Source organism: Pantoea sp. LS15, assembly GCF_012241585.1.
GTDB lineage: Bacteria > Pseudomonadota > Gammaproteobacteria > Enterobacterales > Enterobacteriaceae > Enterobacter.
The window spans coordinates 480,846-495,412 of the sequence record NZ_JAAVXA010000002.1 but is presented as its reverse complement, the minus strand read 5'-3'; the positions used below and the strand labels follow the sequence as shown (position 1 = coordinate 495,412).

11 protein-coding genes are annotated in these 14,567 nt (G+C 51.8%); all 11 read right to left on the bottom strand.

The window, feature by feature from the left end; genetic code table 11:
* Nucleotides 1–10: 10 nt before the first annotated feature.
* The 11 genes from HED65_RS05715 to cpsB all read right to left on the bottom strand — a co-directional run bounded on the left by HED65_RS05715 (nucleotide 11) and on the right by cpsB (nucleotide 14,567).
* Nucleotides 11–1,438 carry a lipopolysaccharide biosynthesis protein gene (locus HED65_RS05715; protein ID WP_114977783.1) on the bottom strand — a complete coding sequence of 476 codons (1,428 nt, stop codon included), beginning with the start codon at nucleotides 1,436–1,438 and terminating at the stop codon, nucleotides 11–13.
* A gap of 6 nt (nucleotides 1,439–1,444) precedes the next feature.
* Entirely contained in the window at nucleotides 1,445–2,311 is an 867-nt protein-coding gene (rfbA, locus tag HED65_RS05710) for a glucose-1-phosphate thymidylyltransferase RfbA (protein WP_114977782.1), read from the bottom strand.
* Nucleotides 2,312–3,385 carry a dTDP-glucose 4,6-dehydratase gene (rfbB, locus tag HED65_RS05705; RefSeq protein ID WP_114977781.1) on the bottom strand — a complete coding sequence of 358 codons (1,074 nt, stop codon included), beginning with the start codon at nucleotides 3,383–3,385 and terminating at the stop codon, nucleotides 2,312–2,314.
* A gap of 352 nt (nucleotides 3,386–3,737) precedes the next feature.
* Nucleotides 3,738–4,634 carry a GalU regulator GalF gene (galF, locus tag HED65_RS05700; RefSeq protein ID WP_114977780.1) on the bottom strand — a complete coding sequence of 299 codons (897 nt, stop codon included), beginning with the start codon at nucleotides 4,632–4,634 and terminating at the stop codon, nucleotides 3,738–3,740.
* A 176-nt stretch (nucleotides 4,635–4,810) separates the two neighbouring features.
* On the bottom strand, nucleotides 4,811–6,202 hold the full coding sequence (gene wcaM, locus HED65_RS05695; protein WP_114977779.1) for a colanic acid biosynthesis protein WcaM: 1,392 nt from the start codon (nucleotides 6,200–6,202) through the stop codon (nucleotides 4,811–4,813).
* A 12-nt stretch (nucleotides 6,203–6,214) separates the two neighbouring features.
* The gene (gene wcaL / locus HED65_RS05690; protein ID WP_114977778.1) at nucleotides 6,215–7,435 is read right to left on the bottom strand and encodes a colanic acid biosynthesis glycosyltransferase WcaL; all 1,221 of its coding nucleotides are present in this window, start codon (nucleotides 7,433–7,435) and stop codon (nucleotides 6,215–6,217) included.
* A complete protein-coding gene (wcaK, locus tag HED65_RS05685) occupies nucleotides 7,432–8,712 on the bottom strand; it encodes a colanic acid biosynthesis pyruvyl transferase WcaK (protein ID WP_114977777.1) in 1,281 nt (426 codons plus the stop codon). The genes wcaL and wcaK overlap by 4 nt, the downstream gene beginning before the upstream one ends.
* Nucleotides 8,713–8,729: 17 nt before the next feature.
* Complete coding sequence (gene wzxC, locus HED65_RS05680; protein ID WP_114977776.1) at nucleotides 8,730–10,208, bottom strand: colanic acid undecaprenyl disphosphate flippase WzxC; 1,479 nt, start codon at nucleotides 10,206–10,208, stop codon at nucleotides 8,730–8,732.
* A 1-nt stretch (nucleotide 10,209) separates the two neighbouring features.
* The gene (gene wcaJ, locus HED65_RS05675; RefSeq protein ID WP_114977775.1) at nucleotides 10,210–11,604 is read right to left on the bottom strand and encodes an undecaprenyl-phosphate glucose phosphotransferase; all 1,395 of its coding nucleotides are present in this window, start codon (nucleotides 11,602–11,604) and stop codon (nucleotides 10,210–10,212) included.
* A 46-nt stretch (nucleotides 11,605–11,650) separates the two neighbouring features.
* Nucleotides 11,651–13,021 carry a colanic acid biosynthesis phosphomannomutase CpsG gene (gene cpsG / locus HED65_RS05670; protein WP_114977774.1) on the bottom strand — a complete coding sequence of 457 codons (1,371 nt, stop codon included), beginning with the start codon at nucleotides 13,019–13,021 and terminating at the stop codon, nucleotides 11,651–11,653.
* Between the two features lie 109 nt (nucleotides 13,022–13,130).
* Entirely contained in the window at nucleotides 13,131–14,567 is a 1,437-nt protein-coding gene (gene cpsB / locus HED65_RS05665) for a mannose-1-phosphate guanyltransferase (RefSeq protein ID WP_028016378.1), read from the bottom strand.

Sequence of the window (14,567 nt, the reverse complement as noted above, 5' to 3'; positions counted from 1 at the left end):
TTAGTTTTCTCTATTCTTTGATAGACAACACAATCTTAAATAATTTTCTTTGCGTGAGGTAAATCAAGGCTACATATATACCAGGCGCTAAAGTTAACATTGTTACGATCTGCCAAATATCATGCACCGTGAGATAGACAGCAATAATTTTGGCAATTAAACATGATATCATGGTAATCAACCAGATAGGCGATACTTCTTTGAATTGACGCCATACCGTTAATCCGGTTAGCTTCCCCGTATAATAAGTATTTAACAGGAGAGCCAAATAAGAATGAATTAATAGCCCGACACACATAAAATAAATACTATAATTCATCGTTACAGCTATGATAGAAATACCTATGATTTTTTTAATAATCTCTAGCTTCAGGAAAAGATCACTGCGGCCTTTGACTTGTAGCACATTCAGGTTAATTGCATGAATAGGGTAAAGCATATATGCTAAAGCCAAAACGGTAACAAGTTTTGCAGCCTCACTCCATTGTACACCTAACACTAGTTGCAATAGTGGTTGAGCAAGAATGGCAACCCCAGCCATTAGCGGAAAAATAAATAAAGCAGCCACTTTCATTGTCAACAAATAATACTCATCCATCTTATGCTGATCACTTTGCATATGACTAAACATAGGATAGGTGACACGTTGAATAATATTGGTCATGGTCATTGCGGGAATGCTGGATATCTGGTTGGCCTGAGTGAACTGCCCAACATTTTCCGCATTAAATTTTTTACCGATAATGATTTGATAGAGATTATTGTAAGCCGTATCTAGCAAACCAGAAATTAATAATTTCCCTCCAAAACCAAAGAGATAGTTAAACGACTTTTTTGAAAAGCAAAAGACTGGGACCCAGCGTGTGATGAGATTAAGAAAAACAGAGCTGAACACGGCTGTGGTTAGCGTCTGCGCTACCAGCGCCCAAACACCGAAACCATTCCACGCCATAATTAAGGCAACAAATCCTCCCAAAACAACAGAACAGATCGATGCTTTTGCTTGCGCTTTAAAATTCATCGAGACTGTCAAAATTGTTCTGGGCACCACTGAGAAGCAGTTTGCCAGAAGCGTTAACCCTATTACTTTTGTTAATAAGGTTAATTCAGGTTGTTGATAGAACTCAGCGATGTAGCCTGAGCTTAAATAAAGAAAAATATAGAAGCAAAAAGCTACAACAATATTAAAATAAAATGCTGTTGAGTAATCTACATCAGTACGATCGGTCTTTCTTATCAGTGCTGAACTAAATCCGCTATCAATAAAGACCTGACCTATCGCAATGAAGATAGCTAACATCCCGATGAGACCGAAGGCTTTTGGTCCTAATAGACGCGCCAATATCAGCATCAAAATGAGCTGAACACCCTGTGAGAGTATTCTCTCCAAAGCACTCCATTTTAGACCATTCACGGTCTTTGTTTTAAGTTCAGACACTATACATTACTTAATGAGTTGAGAAAGATATTGACCATAACCATTTTTCGACATTAAGACAGCCTGCTTCTGCACGTCTTCCTTTGCCAACCATCCATTGTTATAAGCAATTTCTTCCAGACATGCGACTTTAAAGCCCTGCCGGACCTCGATTGTTTCAACAAATTGTGCAGCCTGTAATAAACTTTCATGAGTGCCCGTATCCAGCCAGGCAAAACCACGCCCCAGCATCTCAACAACCAGATCGCCCTTCTCAAGATACATTTGGTTGATTGATGTTATTTCAAGTTCACCTCGCTCAGAGGGTTTGACTTTTTTCGCAAATTCAACGACTTCGTTTGTATAAAAATACAAACCTGTCACTGCATAATTACTTTTAGGTTTAGCCGGCTTTTCCTCTATTGAGAGTACATTGCGGTTTTCATCAAATTCTACAACACCAAATCGTTCAGGGTCTTTAACCTGATAACCAAAAACAGTTGCTTTTGTTGTTGCCCGGACTGCAGCCTCTTTTAATTTTGGAGAAAAGCCTTGACCATAAAAAATGTTGTCTCCTAACACCAGACAAACAGAATCGTTGCCGATAAACTCTTCACCAATAATAAATGCCTGAGCGAGTCCATCCGGAGAAGGTTGAATGGCATATTGCAACTTCAAACCGAGGGTTGAACCATCTCCAAGAAGACGTATAAATCCTTCCCGGTCTTCGGGAGTGGTAATTATTAAAATATCTCTTATACCTGCAAGCATTAATACTGATAACGGATAATAGATCATCGGTTTATCATAAATAGGTAATAGCTGCTTTGAGACACCCATCGTAATTGGATAGAGTCGGGTTCCCGAACCACCCGCTAAAATAATACCTTTCATTTATACTAACCCCAGACGCTCACGTTGATAACTTCCATCCTGCACTCGAATGCACCATTTTTTATTATTCAGATACCATTCCACGGTCTTGCGAATGCCACTTTCAAATGTTTCAACTGGCTTCCATCCCAGCTCAACACCGATTTTATGCGCATCAATCGCATAGCGGCGATCGTGGCCTGGACGGTCAGCAACGTAGGTGATTTGATCGCGATAAGAGCCCTCTTTAGGGACAATTTCATCCAGCAGATCGCAAATAGCATGCACAACATCCAGATTCTGCTTTTCGTTATGTCCACCGATGTTATAAGTCTCACCCGGTTTACCCTGGGTTACGACGGTGTACAGCGCTCGCGCATGGTCTTCAACATACAGCCAGTCACGGATCTGATCGCCTTTGCCGTAGATAGGCAGCGCTTTACCGTCCAGTGCGTTCAGGATCACCAGCGGAATCAGTTTCTCAGGGAAATGGTACGGGCCGTAGTTATTAGAGCAGTTAGTGACGATGGTCGGGAACCCATAAGTACGCAACCAGGCACGAACCAGATGATCGCTGGAGGCCTTCGAAGCAGAGTACGGGCTACTTGGCGCATAGGCCGTCGTTTCAGTAAACAGCGGTAAATCGGTTGCTGCCGGGTGTTCATCAGGATGAGGCAAATCACCGTAAACTTCATCGGTCGAGATGTGATGGAAACGGAATGCTTTCTTCGCGTTATCATCCAGAGTTGACCAGTACGCGCGAGCCGCTTCAAGGAGCACATAGGTGCCCACGATATTGGTCTCAATAAACGCAGCAGGGCCGGTAATGGAACGATCAACATGGCTTTCCGCTGCCAGGTGCATCACCGCATCGGGTTTGTGCTCAGCAAAAATACGATCCATAACCGCCTTGTCACAGATATCCGCATGCTCAAAGGCATATCGATCGCTATCGCTGACTTCGGTAAGCGACTCCAGGTTACCGGCATACGTCAACTTATCCACATTGACGACTGCATCCTGGGTATTTTTAATAATATGTCGCACAACCGCTGAGCCGATAAAGCCGGCCCCGCCCGTCACAAGAATTTTCACGTTATCTGTTCCGTATATTGAATATGTCGAGATACTGGCGCTCTGAAACCCTGATATTTAAGTCCGGTTTCAGAAATTAAGCACGCTACCGCCCCTGGCTTAACAGCTACCAGTGCACTGAGCGAAATTTGAAATTGGGTATTTTGTCTGGAATCAGACAAAAGCTGGCGCTAATTGTCGTCCTAAATGACCACAGAAACAAGCACAAATCGTTACAAATCTGACCAGATTTAAATCAGATAAACCCATGTTATTATTAGAATTAATAACAAAAAACGGCAGCTATCATTTTGGTTATGTTTCAACATACCCAAATGATGACTGCCGCTTGTGCAAATCAAGTAAGATAAAATCAGTCGTTAGCCAGCAACTTCTCAATACGACTTCTGAACTTCGCCCCTTCCTTCAGGTTACGCAGCCCATAGTTCACAAATGCCTGCATATAGCCCATTTTCTTACCACAGTCATAGCTGTCGCCAGTCATCAGCATCGCGTCCACGGACTGCTTCTTCGCCAGTTCAGCTATCGCATCGGTGAGCTGAATACGGTCCCAGGCACCTGGCTCGGTTTTTTCCAGTTCGGCCCAGATATCGGCGTTCAGCACATAACGGCCAACCGCCATCAGGTCTGAATCCAGCGTCTGCGGCTGATCCGGTTTTTCGATGAACTCAACGATGCGGCTCACCTGCCCTTCCGTCTCCAGCGCTTCCTTCGTCTGAATTACGGAGTACTCGGAGAGATCGCCTTTCATGCGTTTCGCCAGCACCTGGCTGCGGCCTGTTTCATTGAAACGGGCCACCAATGCCGCCAGGTTGTAACGCAGTGGATCAGCTGAAGCGGTATCAATGATGATGTCTGGCAGAACGACGATGAACGGGTTATCACCCACGACCGGGCGGGCACACAAAATGGAGTGACCCAGACCCAGCGGTTGAGCCTGACGCACGTTCATGATGGTCACGCCTGGCGGGCAAATAGACTGCACTTCCGCCAGCAGTTGGCGCTTAACGCGCTGCTCAAGCAACGCTTCGAGTTCGTAAGAGGTGTCGAAGTGGTTTTCTACCGCATTCTTGGAAGAGTGCGTAACCAGGACGATTTCTTTGATCCCTGCAGCAACAATCTCGTCAACAATGTACTGAATCATTGGCTTGTCGACGATCGGCAGCATCTCTTTTGGAATGGCTTTTGTGGCTGGCAGCATATGCATGCCCAGGCCTGCTACCGGAATGACTGCTTTCAAATTAATCATTATTTCTTCCACCTTAAAATGGTTGACGAATTATAGCTCTTAAACCTGTTTTCACCAGCATGATTTGCCGTAATTCTCGGGTCATGTTACGCCTTAGCCCCATAAATTTCTGTAGTTGTAATCTGATTCGATCACGCTTTTATGCCAGGAATAGTCCCAAAACCGACGATTGTCGATTATCTGTGCGGAAGCGCAAAATTCAGTCGTTCCACATTCACAACCTGCTGGTCCACCCGGTCAATATCCACCGAGCTTTGTCCCTTCTCATTAACGGCTTTGATGTTCGCCAGTGACAGTAAGGTTTCGTCTTTTGCCATAAACTTACCGCGCACATCTTTACGCAGATCGAAATTGATCTTCAGGGCAGGCCCCACGGCAGCCTCCTGCATCACATTGATATTACGTAAAAAGAGATGTTGCGGTTTGTTATGCAGCTCCAGGGTAGCACGCTGCATCTCGACGTTGGTAATCGCCACAAACGACGTCGCGTTACCGGATGAAATTTGGATTCCGCGCAGCTTATACGCCAACTGGCGATTATCAAGGTGGATATTGTTAAGCTTGAAGTTCTGCGGGATGGATAAATAATCGCCTTTTATTACCCCATAGCCGATTAACATTCCGGCACTATTGACAATATCGACATTATCAATAATGAAATTATCACAGCCGTAAATGGCTACCGTGGCGTTGTCTATTCCCGCCTTTTTACTGAAATCGGGGGTAATATTTTTGGCCTTGATATTGCGGATAACAAAATGTTTACCATTTTCAACATGCACTAACTGACGACAGTTGCTGCCAGTGATGTTTGCCACTACAAAGTTCTTAACTGTCTGCTTTTCCGGGTAGTCATTATCGTAAGTGCTCCCGGCAAGGCCAATGCCGATGCCCCAGTTGATTTTGCCGTTAGTGCAGTTGATGTTGTCGATAACATGGTCGGAGATCAGGATATTGCGATCGTTGATGGCCACGTTCCACTCGATCGCGTCGCCCTGCAGATGGCTGAATTTGCTGTTGGTGATACGGGCACCGTCCACCTGGTTATGGAAGCCCTGGCGCAGGATGGCGTAATTGGCCTGACTCACGCTGATGTTATCAATCAGCAAATTGCGCATCACGCTGGGTTTCTTACCGCCGATGTAGATCTGCGCCACAGGGCCAAAACCGCTCATGGCCAGCCCTTTAATAACGCAGTCGGAGCCACGCACATCGAGAGTGATATTCTCTGTCCGTCCCTCGTTTTCACCGATCACTTTACTGCCTTCCTGCAGAACAAACCGGCCGCGGCCATTACCGGTTAATGCCCCGCGGATCAGCAGCGTTTTACCGTCAGGAATGAAAATGCCCGTATTGATGTTTTCGCAGGTAAGTCCCGCAGGCACAACGACGGTATCACCGTCGTTAAACGCCTGCTTAAAGGCGGCGATCCAGTCGTTGTTATTGTACTGATTAACAGAGACCGTTCTTCCGGTTGCCGCCCGCGCAATGCGGGACGACAGCAGCGGCGTGGCCGCCAGAACGGACAGAGAAGAGACAAAGGTGCGTCGGGTAATCTTTTTCAGCATACAACCTCGGCGTTACAGCGTTTGCAGCAGGCTTGCTAACTGGCGATTAATCACCTGCTGGTTAAAATCAGTTTCAACTTTTTGTCGGGCATTGTGGAGCACAGGCTCCAGCGCCTGCTGGTCGATGTCGCTAAATGCCGCTAATCGATCGGCCAGCGCCATAGCATTATTCTCCGGCACCAGCCAGCCGGAATGGTCAGACTTAATCAGCTCCGGGATCCCGCTGTGCAGGGTAGAAACCACCGGAATACCAACGGCCATCGCCTCCATCAGCGCCACCGGAATACCTTCCATATCGCCATCGGTTCCCGTTACGGAAGGCAGCAGAAACACATCCGCCTCATCAAGCATGGCCTTCACCTCGTGGCTTGGCTTGAAGCCTGGCATCTCGATGACGTCTTCCAGTTGATACTGTTCAATCAGCGTGCGCAGTCGACGCTCCCACGGCCCAATGCCGAGAATGCGATAGTGGAAATCCACCCCGCGCGCTTTCAACTGGCGGCAGGCTTCGATGGCCACATGCAGACCTTTCTTCTCCGTCAAACGCGCAACAGAAATGATCTGCAGCGGTTTACCCGGCACCTTCACCGGGCGGCGGGTAAACCGCTCTAAATCAACGCCCATCCGCGAAACGGTAATTTTCTCCCCCGGACAGCCCATATTTTTCAGGCGCCCGGCCCACAAGTCGCTGATGGGCAGCATCATATCTCCGCGCCGGAAAAGCTGCTGATACTCCGGCGTGTAATGGTTCAGCACCTCACGGCTGGAAATGTCGATACCGTGGAAGATTGTGGCAATCTTACCGTCAATAACTCCCAGCTCACGCAATTTCGCGGCGGTGACGCCCGCCGGGCCAAAGTGGGCGATAAACACATCCGCACGATACGGCTGCGCCGTTTGTCCGCAGATGGCCGACAGGATCAGATTGCGCGACTCCGCCCCATAGCGGGAAATATTCAGCGCCCGCCATGTCGATGCGCGATGGAATCCACGTAAAGTCTGGCTGGCGCGGTGGCGTAGCTTATTCAGCTTCCCGGACGGCTCATCCTGCAGCCAGCGGGTTTTCGCCTCCAGCCCATACTGGGTATAGGCCGCATGGGTGTTTTTGGTATCGCCCTTTTGCAGGGCGATAATCTCCACGTCATACCCCATATCGATAAACGCAGTGATTTGGTTCAGGACAAACGTTTCAGACGACAGCGGAAATTTCAGTAAGAAGAAACCAACCTTCATTTCCCCTCCCGGACGCGATCCAGTACCGACTTCACCATCCCAATGCCCTTCTCGCGCTCGGCTTTCACCGCCACGGCCAGGCGTTCATTGATGGCAGGTAACTGACCCAGGGTGTCCCCCACCATCGCCCCGAGCGAACCATCCAGCAGATGACGAATATCCACGGCCATTTCCGGCATTCCAAGCTGCTGCATAATCCCGGCTGACTTGTGCTCATAGTTAATGGCAATGGCTGGCGTACCGAAGTTCATGGAGATAATCGCCGAGTGCAGACGGGTACCTACCGTCAGGTCGCAGGCAGAGAGCAGCTTGCCCATCTCGAGATCGTTCAGTTCATCCATCACCACGTGATAACGGGACGGGTCATTAACCAGGTTGCGCAGATTCAGCGCGACCATGCGATCATCTTTGTTGTAACTGTCGATACCGGTACAGGTGGAAAGCGCCAGCACCTGATAGCCGCTCTCCAGCACGCGGTTCACCACGTCAGCGAACGCTTTTTCATACGCTGCCTGCGTCGTGCCTAAACGTTTATCGAATGGAGCGAGCTCACGCAGGGTTATGGCGACCGTCTTCTGTTTTGCCGCCACATCCAGCCAGTGCTGCACCGCGTAGCTTGCCTGGAAGCTGTCGTCCTGGTGATCCACCAGCCAGGCCGTGTCCACGCCGTGCTCAACTTTTGACGTATCAATTTCGCTGCGCTTCATCATCTCAAGGCTGACCGACTCGCGCAGAATCAGGGCATCGCAGTGGCCGAAAACATAGTTTGCCAGCTGGTTAAACTGCGGTTCCTGGAAGGGCCCGACGCTGTGACCAATCATAAACAGCGGCTTTTTCGCCATGAACGTACAAAGCGCATGCTCAAACTGCGGCACGCCGTAGAGATCGACGAAGAACGAACCGCCGACCTGGATAATCGCGTCATACCCCGACAGCAGACGAACGAAATCAGTAAAGCCCTGCGCGATAGCGATGTTACGCAGCTTGCCGGTATCGGTCACACGGGAAAGCAGCACCTGGTGCTGGTAACGACGACGAAGGACTTTCTTCACGCGTCCCATCACGCCTGCGGCGTTGTTGTGTTGTTTCATCTGGCTGTAAAGCGGGTCACCCATTACCGGGCGGTTCAGTAGCCAGGATGAACTCACCGGATAACGGCTCATCACATCCACTTCGGTCTCAGGCTTAAGGGTGTTAATTGCATCCAGTAAACCGCGCAGGATGGCGCTGTCGCCACGGTTGCCGCAGGTATGGTTGCCAAGAATAAGTAATTTCATAATGGCCTCTTAAATAACTAGCCTGCGCGAAGCAGCGTTTTCATTTTTTCGTTACGGCAAAACTGACGTTTCATCTCCACCACCAGCGCATTACGTGACAGCACAATCATCACGCCGAATGCCAGCGCACCCGCCACTACCTGCACCGCCAGCAGCGCGGCCAGCGGCAGATGACCAGTGAGGAGCACACCCAGGCCGTAGCTCACCGCCAGGGTAGGCAGTGACAGATAGAACGGCAGCCACAGGCTCAGGATGTACTGACGGTAGCTGGAGCCCAGCACCGGCTTAATCATGATGAAGTAGCTCAGAACGGTATTGACGATCTGCACCAGCAGGAAGCCCAGCGTAACGCCAATGGCCCCCGCCATATGTCCGCCAACAATAATCGCCGGGATAAACAGGAAGGTTTTGAACACGTTGAACTTAAAGCTGATATCCACGCGCGCCTTCGCCATCAGCAAAGACCCAATAGGGTTCCCCACAGAGCGCAACAGCCCCACCACGCACAGCAGTTGCAGGATAGGGATGATGCCATTCCACTTCTCGCCAAACACCAGCGGTACGAAATTGCTGGATACCACCATCAACCCCAGCAGCACCGGGAAGTTAATGATCCCCACCACAGAGAGCAGCTTGTAGAAGTTGACGCGCAACTTCTCGGTGTCGTCCTGAATCTTGGCGAACGCCGGGAACAGCACGCGGGTAATAATCGGGTTGAGCTTCATCGGAGGAACGACCGCGACGTTATAGGCCAGGTTGTAGCCGCCTGCTACGCTCGCGCCGAGAATACGCGCCAGCACCAGCGTGGAAAGGTTGGTGTTGACGTAGTTGATAATGCTGTCTGCCGTCAGCCACGCGCCAAAACGCAGGTTGGAGGAGACGGAGGCCAGTGAGAAATGCAGTCCCGGACGGTAAATCTTGCGGCCAAAATAACCGAACAGCAGTGTACGTACAGCAGAGTTAACCAGATACCCCAGAATCGCGGTCATCGCCAGCGGCCAGAAATGAGCACTGACCACCGTGAAGGTAAAGCCCGCCAGAACGGCACTGGTCTCGATCATCCCAATCTTGTTGAATTCCAGCTCTTTTTGCATCAGCGCGCGGAACTGCTGCCCGTGGGGGATCACCACAAAGGCAAACGACAGCGTACGCATCAGCGGAGCCAGATCCGGGTTATGCAGCACGCTGGCGATGGTATCGCTCAGCAGGAACACCAGCACAAACACGAAAATCCCCAGCCCCACGTTCAGCCAGTAGAGCGTGGTCAGTTCAAGATGGCTGATCTCTTTGCGCTGGATAATCGAGTTGGCGATACCAAAGTCAGACAGCGTATCGGCCAGGGCAATAATCACCAGCGAGACGGTCAGCAGGCCGAACTGGTGATTATCAATAATGCGCGCCAGCACGGTCATCTGCACCAGGCCAAGGCCAATGATGACGATGGTCGCCATCGCTGACCACTTGGCGCCGCTGATGGTTTTTTCACGTAAGCTCATCTTAGTACGCCGCTTTGTTCACGAAACCTTTGAAGATGGTCAGAAAAACAATCTTGATATCGAACCACAGACTCCATTCGCGAATGTATTCCAGGTCGAACTCGATGCGTTTTTCCATTTTTTCCAGCGTGTCGGTTTCTCCGCGCCAGCCGTTGATCTGCGCCCAGCCGGTAATACCTGGCTTCACTTTATGGCGCAGCATGTAACCTTCAATCAGCGAGCGGTACTGTTCGTTATGCGCCACCGCGTGCGGACGCGGGCCGACAATCGACATCCCGCCGGTGAACACATTGATAAACTGCGGCAGCTCATCAAGAGAGGTACGACGCAGGAAGTTGCCCACACGGGTGACGCGCGGATCGTTCTGCGTTGCCTGCTTCACCACCTTGTCATTCTCCATCACCTTCATGGAGCGGAATTTCCACACCATGATCGGCTTACCGTCCATACCGTAGCGGGTCTGGCGGAAGATGACCGGCCCCGGAGAGCTCAGTTTCACCGCCAGGGCAATGCAGCACAGTACCGGAGAGATCAGCAGCAAAATCAGCGAAGAGAGCACGATATCTTCCAGGCGCTTCAGCACGCGGTTAATACCCGACAGCGGCGTGTCGTACAGCGGTACGACCGGCACACCGTTCACCTCTTCAATGCGGGAGTGAAGAATGTTGAAGGTAAAGACGTCCGGGATCAGGATCACCGAACAGGTGGTGTCCGCCAGTTCACGCATCAGTTTCTTAATACGGGATTCGTCTTTCATCTGCATGGCAATGTAGACGTTGTGAATTTTGCCGGCTTTCGCATCGTCAATAAGCTGATCGTAGTTGCCCGCCCAGTCCGACGGCACGCCACCCGGTTTGGCGTCGTGGTAGATCCCCACCACTTCAAAACCTAACCACGGCTCTTTGCGGAAGCTGTCGAGCAGCACCTGCCCCACCGGCAAATCTCCTGCTACGGCGACAAAGCGACGGTTATAACCCCGGTTACGCAGCCAGCCCGCGCCAAAGCGGATCAGGGAACGGCACACCACCATGCCGACGCTGGTCAGCAGATACCAGCACAGATACGTCACCAGACGATTATCGAAATCATGGCTGAACGCCACCAGGCCCGCGCTGAAGATCAGGCTTAAGGTCCAGTTCTGCAGCAACAGCATCAGTTCGGTGGTCATTTTCACACCGCGCCACGAGCGATAAAAATCGGTCATCCCACCGATCATCTGAAACACGACCAGCGCAATCAGTGCCATCAGCAGATGCATGTATAAGAACGATTGCCCGCTAATCCAACACACCGCCCATAATCCACCGACCATGATGGTGATATCAGAAAAACGCTGCACCATAGAGATTAACGATGCATTCGTTCTCGCTCGCTCGCGTTTTTTTAGATTCGTCATCGTTGTTCCTGTTTTCGGTTCCCCCTCCCGCCGGGAGGGGCAATTTTTACTGATTCAACAGCGCCAGAATGTCCTTCGTTCGTGCTTCCATCAGCGCAGTATCCGCACGGGATTCCACGTTCAGGCGCACCACCGGCTCGGTGTTGGACGAGCGCAGGTTGAAGCGCCACTGCGGGAACGCCATGCTGATACCGTCCGTGCGGTCAATTTCCAGCGCGTGAATAGCAAAGTGCTGCTCCACGCGGGCAATGGCCTCGGCTGGCTGTGCCAGCTTGCTGTTGATCTCCCCGCTCGCCGGGAAGGCCACCATCCGGTCGCGCACCAGCTCGCCCAGGGTCTGCCCCTTCAGGCACAGCAATTCCGTCACCAGCAGCCACGGGATCATCCCGCTGTCGCAGTAGGCAAAATCACGGAAGTAGTGGTGTGCGCTCATCTCGCCGCCGTAAATAGCGTCTTCTTCGCGCATGCGCTCTTTGATAAAGGCGTGGCCGGTTTTGGACATCACCGGCGTGCCGCCTGCCGCGGACACCACGTCGACGGTGTTCCAGGAGAGACGCGGGTCATGAATGATTTTCGCCCCCGGGTTTTTCTCGAGGAACGCTTCCGCCAGCAGGCCGACGATGTAGTAGCCCTCGATGAACTGTCCTTTCTCGTCGAACAGGAAGCAGCGGTCGAAATCGCCATCAAAGGCGATACCCATATCCGCGCCGTGCTCAATTACCGCGTTGCGGGTGTCGTCGCGGCACTCCGGCAGCAGTGGGTTAGGAATACCGTTCGGGAAATTGCCGTCCGGGGTGTTGTGCACTTTGACGAAGGTCACCGGCACGTTCAGCTCTTTAAAGCGCGCTTCCAGGGCATCGACAACCGGGCCGGCCGCGCCGTTACCGGAGTTAATCACCAGCTTCAGCGGCTTCAGGTTCGCCACGTTGATGTAGCCCAGCAGGTGGTCGATGTACTCTTTTTGCAGGTTGATTTTTTTGTAGCTGCCGCGCTTCGTGTCGTTCACCGGCGGGAAATCGTTAGCTTCCGCCAGACGCTGCACGTCGCGCAGGCCGGTGTCGCCGCTGATTGGGCGCGCGCCCTTGCGCACCAGCTTCATGCCGTTGTAGTCCATCGGGTTGTGGCTGGCCGTCACTTCGATACCGCCATCCACGCCCAGGTGGAAGGTGGCAAAGTAAATCTCTTCGGTCCCGGAGAGACCGATGTCCAGCACGTCCACGCCCGCATCCTGCAGCCCTTTCGCCAGCGCCAGCTTCAGGGATTCGCTGGTCAGACGCACATCACCGCCCAGCACGATGGTCTGCGGTTTTAAATATTCACCGTACGCGCGGCCAATGCGCCACGCGATGTCTTCATTCAGCTCTTCACCCAGCTTGCCGCGAATATCGTAGGCTTTAAAACAAGTTAACTTTTCCATGATGACCCCTTTTTCAGGCAACAGTCAGCCCGCCCGATTAACAGGCAAAATTGTTTTTATTCATTCGTAGGCCGGATAAGCGAAGCGCCATCCGGCGTTAAAGACGGTGTTACACGCGCCCGTAGCGGTCCTGGAAGCGCACAATGTCGTCCTCTTCCAGATAAGAGCCAGAACGCACTTCAATTAAGTCGAGCGGAATTTTCCCGGGGTTCTCCAGACAGTGGGTCGCCCCCAGGGGAATATAAATGGACTCGTTTTCACCCAGCAGTTTGACTTCACCGTCAATGGTGACTTTAGCGGTACCCGCCACCACCACCCAGTGCTCGGCGCGGTGATGATGCATCTGCACCGACAACCCCTCACCCGGTTTCACGGTGATGCGTTTCACCTGATAGCGGTCGCCCGCGTCGATGGAGTCATATTTCCCCCACGGACGGTACACTTCGCGGTGAATGTGGTGTTCATGACGGCCATCGGCCTTAATCTTCTCCACCACTTTTTTAACGTCCTGCACCGCGTTACGGTCGGCAATCAACACTGCGTCTTTGGTCTGCACCACCACCAGATCTTTCACGCCCACCGTGGTAACCAGCCCGGATTCAGCGTAAACGTAGCTGTTTTCCGTCTTATGGCTGATTACATCACCATGGTGGACATTTCCCTCCGGGGTGTGGGCACTGATCTCCCAAAGTGATGACCAGGAGCCAACATCGCTCCAGCCCGCATCCATCGGTACCACAACGGCGTCAGCCGTGCGTTCCATCACCGCATAGTCAATAGACTCTTCCGGGCAGGCGAGGAAAGCCTCTTCATCCACGCGGATAAAGTCGAGATCCGGGTCCACCACTGCCATTGCTTTTTCGCAGGCGTTCAGAATATCCGGGCGATATTTTTCCAGCTCTTCCAGATAGCGTCCGGCGCGGAACAGGAACATCCCACTGTTCCAGTAGTATTCACCGCTGGCGACATACGCCTGCGCGGTTTCCAGATTCGGTTTTTCAACAAACTGCGCCACGTCAAACGCCACGCTGTCGCCTTCACCTGGTGTCACGCTGCCACGGCGGATGTAGCCATAGCCAGTTTCCGGGAGATCCGGCACGATGCCGAACGTCACCAGTTTGCCGCTCTCGGCATAAGGAATGGCCGCACGCACTGCATTGCGAAACGCCTCTTCCTGCTGAATAACGTGGTCTGCCGCCAGCACCAGCATCAGCGGGTCGCAATCCGGACTGCTGCGTTTTGCTGCCAGTGCAGCCAGAGCGATAGCAGGCGCGGTGTTACGACCGGCCGGCTCCAGAATGATGTTTTCGGTGAGTTTATTCAGCTGGCGCAATTGCTCAGCCACGATAAAACGGTGCTGTTCGTTACAAATCACCACCGGGCTTTCACACTCCACGCCATGCAGACGGTTCACCGTGGTCTGCAGCATGGTGAGATCCCCTTTCAGGCAGAGGAACTGTTTTGGATAGAGCACGCGGGACAGCGGCCACAACCGGCTACCAGAGCCACCAGCCATCACAACCGGATACAAAGTGGTTTGACTCAT

Coding starts and splice junctions, on each gene's coding strand:
- rfbA (WP_114977782.1), bottom strand. CDS start 2,311: ATGAAAGGTATTATTTTAGCGGGTGGTTCGGGAACCCGACTCTATCCA.
- galF (WP_114977780.1), bottom strand. CDS start 4,634: ATGATTAATTTGAAAGCAGTCATTCCGGTAGCAGGCCTGGGCATGCAT.
- wcaM (WP_114977779.1), bottom strand. CDS start 6,202: ATGCTGAAAAAGATTACCCGACGCACCTTTGTCTCTTCTCTGTCCGTT.
- wcaL (WP_114977778.1), bottom strand. CDS start 7,435: ATGAAGGTTGGTTTCTTCTTACTGAAATTTCCGCTGTCGTCTGAAACG.
- wcaK (WP_114977777.1), bottom strand. CDS start 8,712: ATGAAATTACTTATTCTTGGCAACCATACCTGCGGCAACCGTGGCGAC.
- wzxC (WP_114977776.1), bottom strand. CDS start 10,208: ATGAGCTTACGTGAAAAAACCATCAGCGGCGCCAAGTGGTCAGCGATG.
- wcaJ (WP_114977775.1), bottom strand. CDS start 11,604: ATGACGAATCTAAAAAAACGCGAGCGAGCGAGAACGAATGCATCGTTA.
- cpsG (WP_114977774.1), bottom strand. CDS start 13,021: ATGGAAAAGTTAACTTGTTTTAAAGCCTACGATATTCGCGGCAAGCTG.
- cpsB (WP_028016378.1), bottom strand. CDS start 14,567: ATGAGTCAAACCACTTTGTATCCGGTTGTGATGGCTGGTGGCTCTGGT.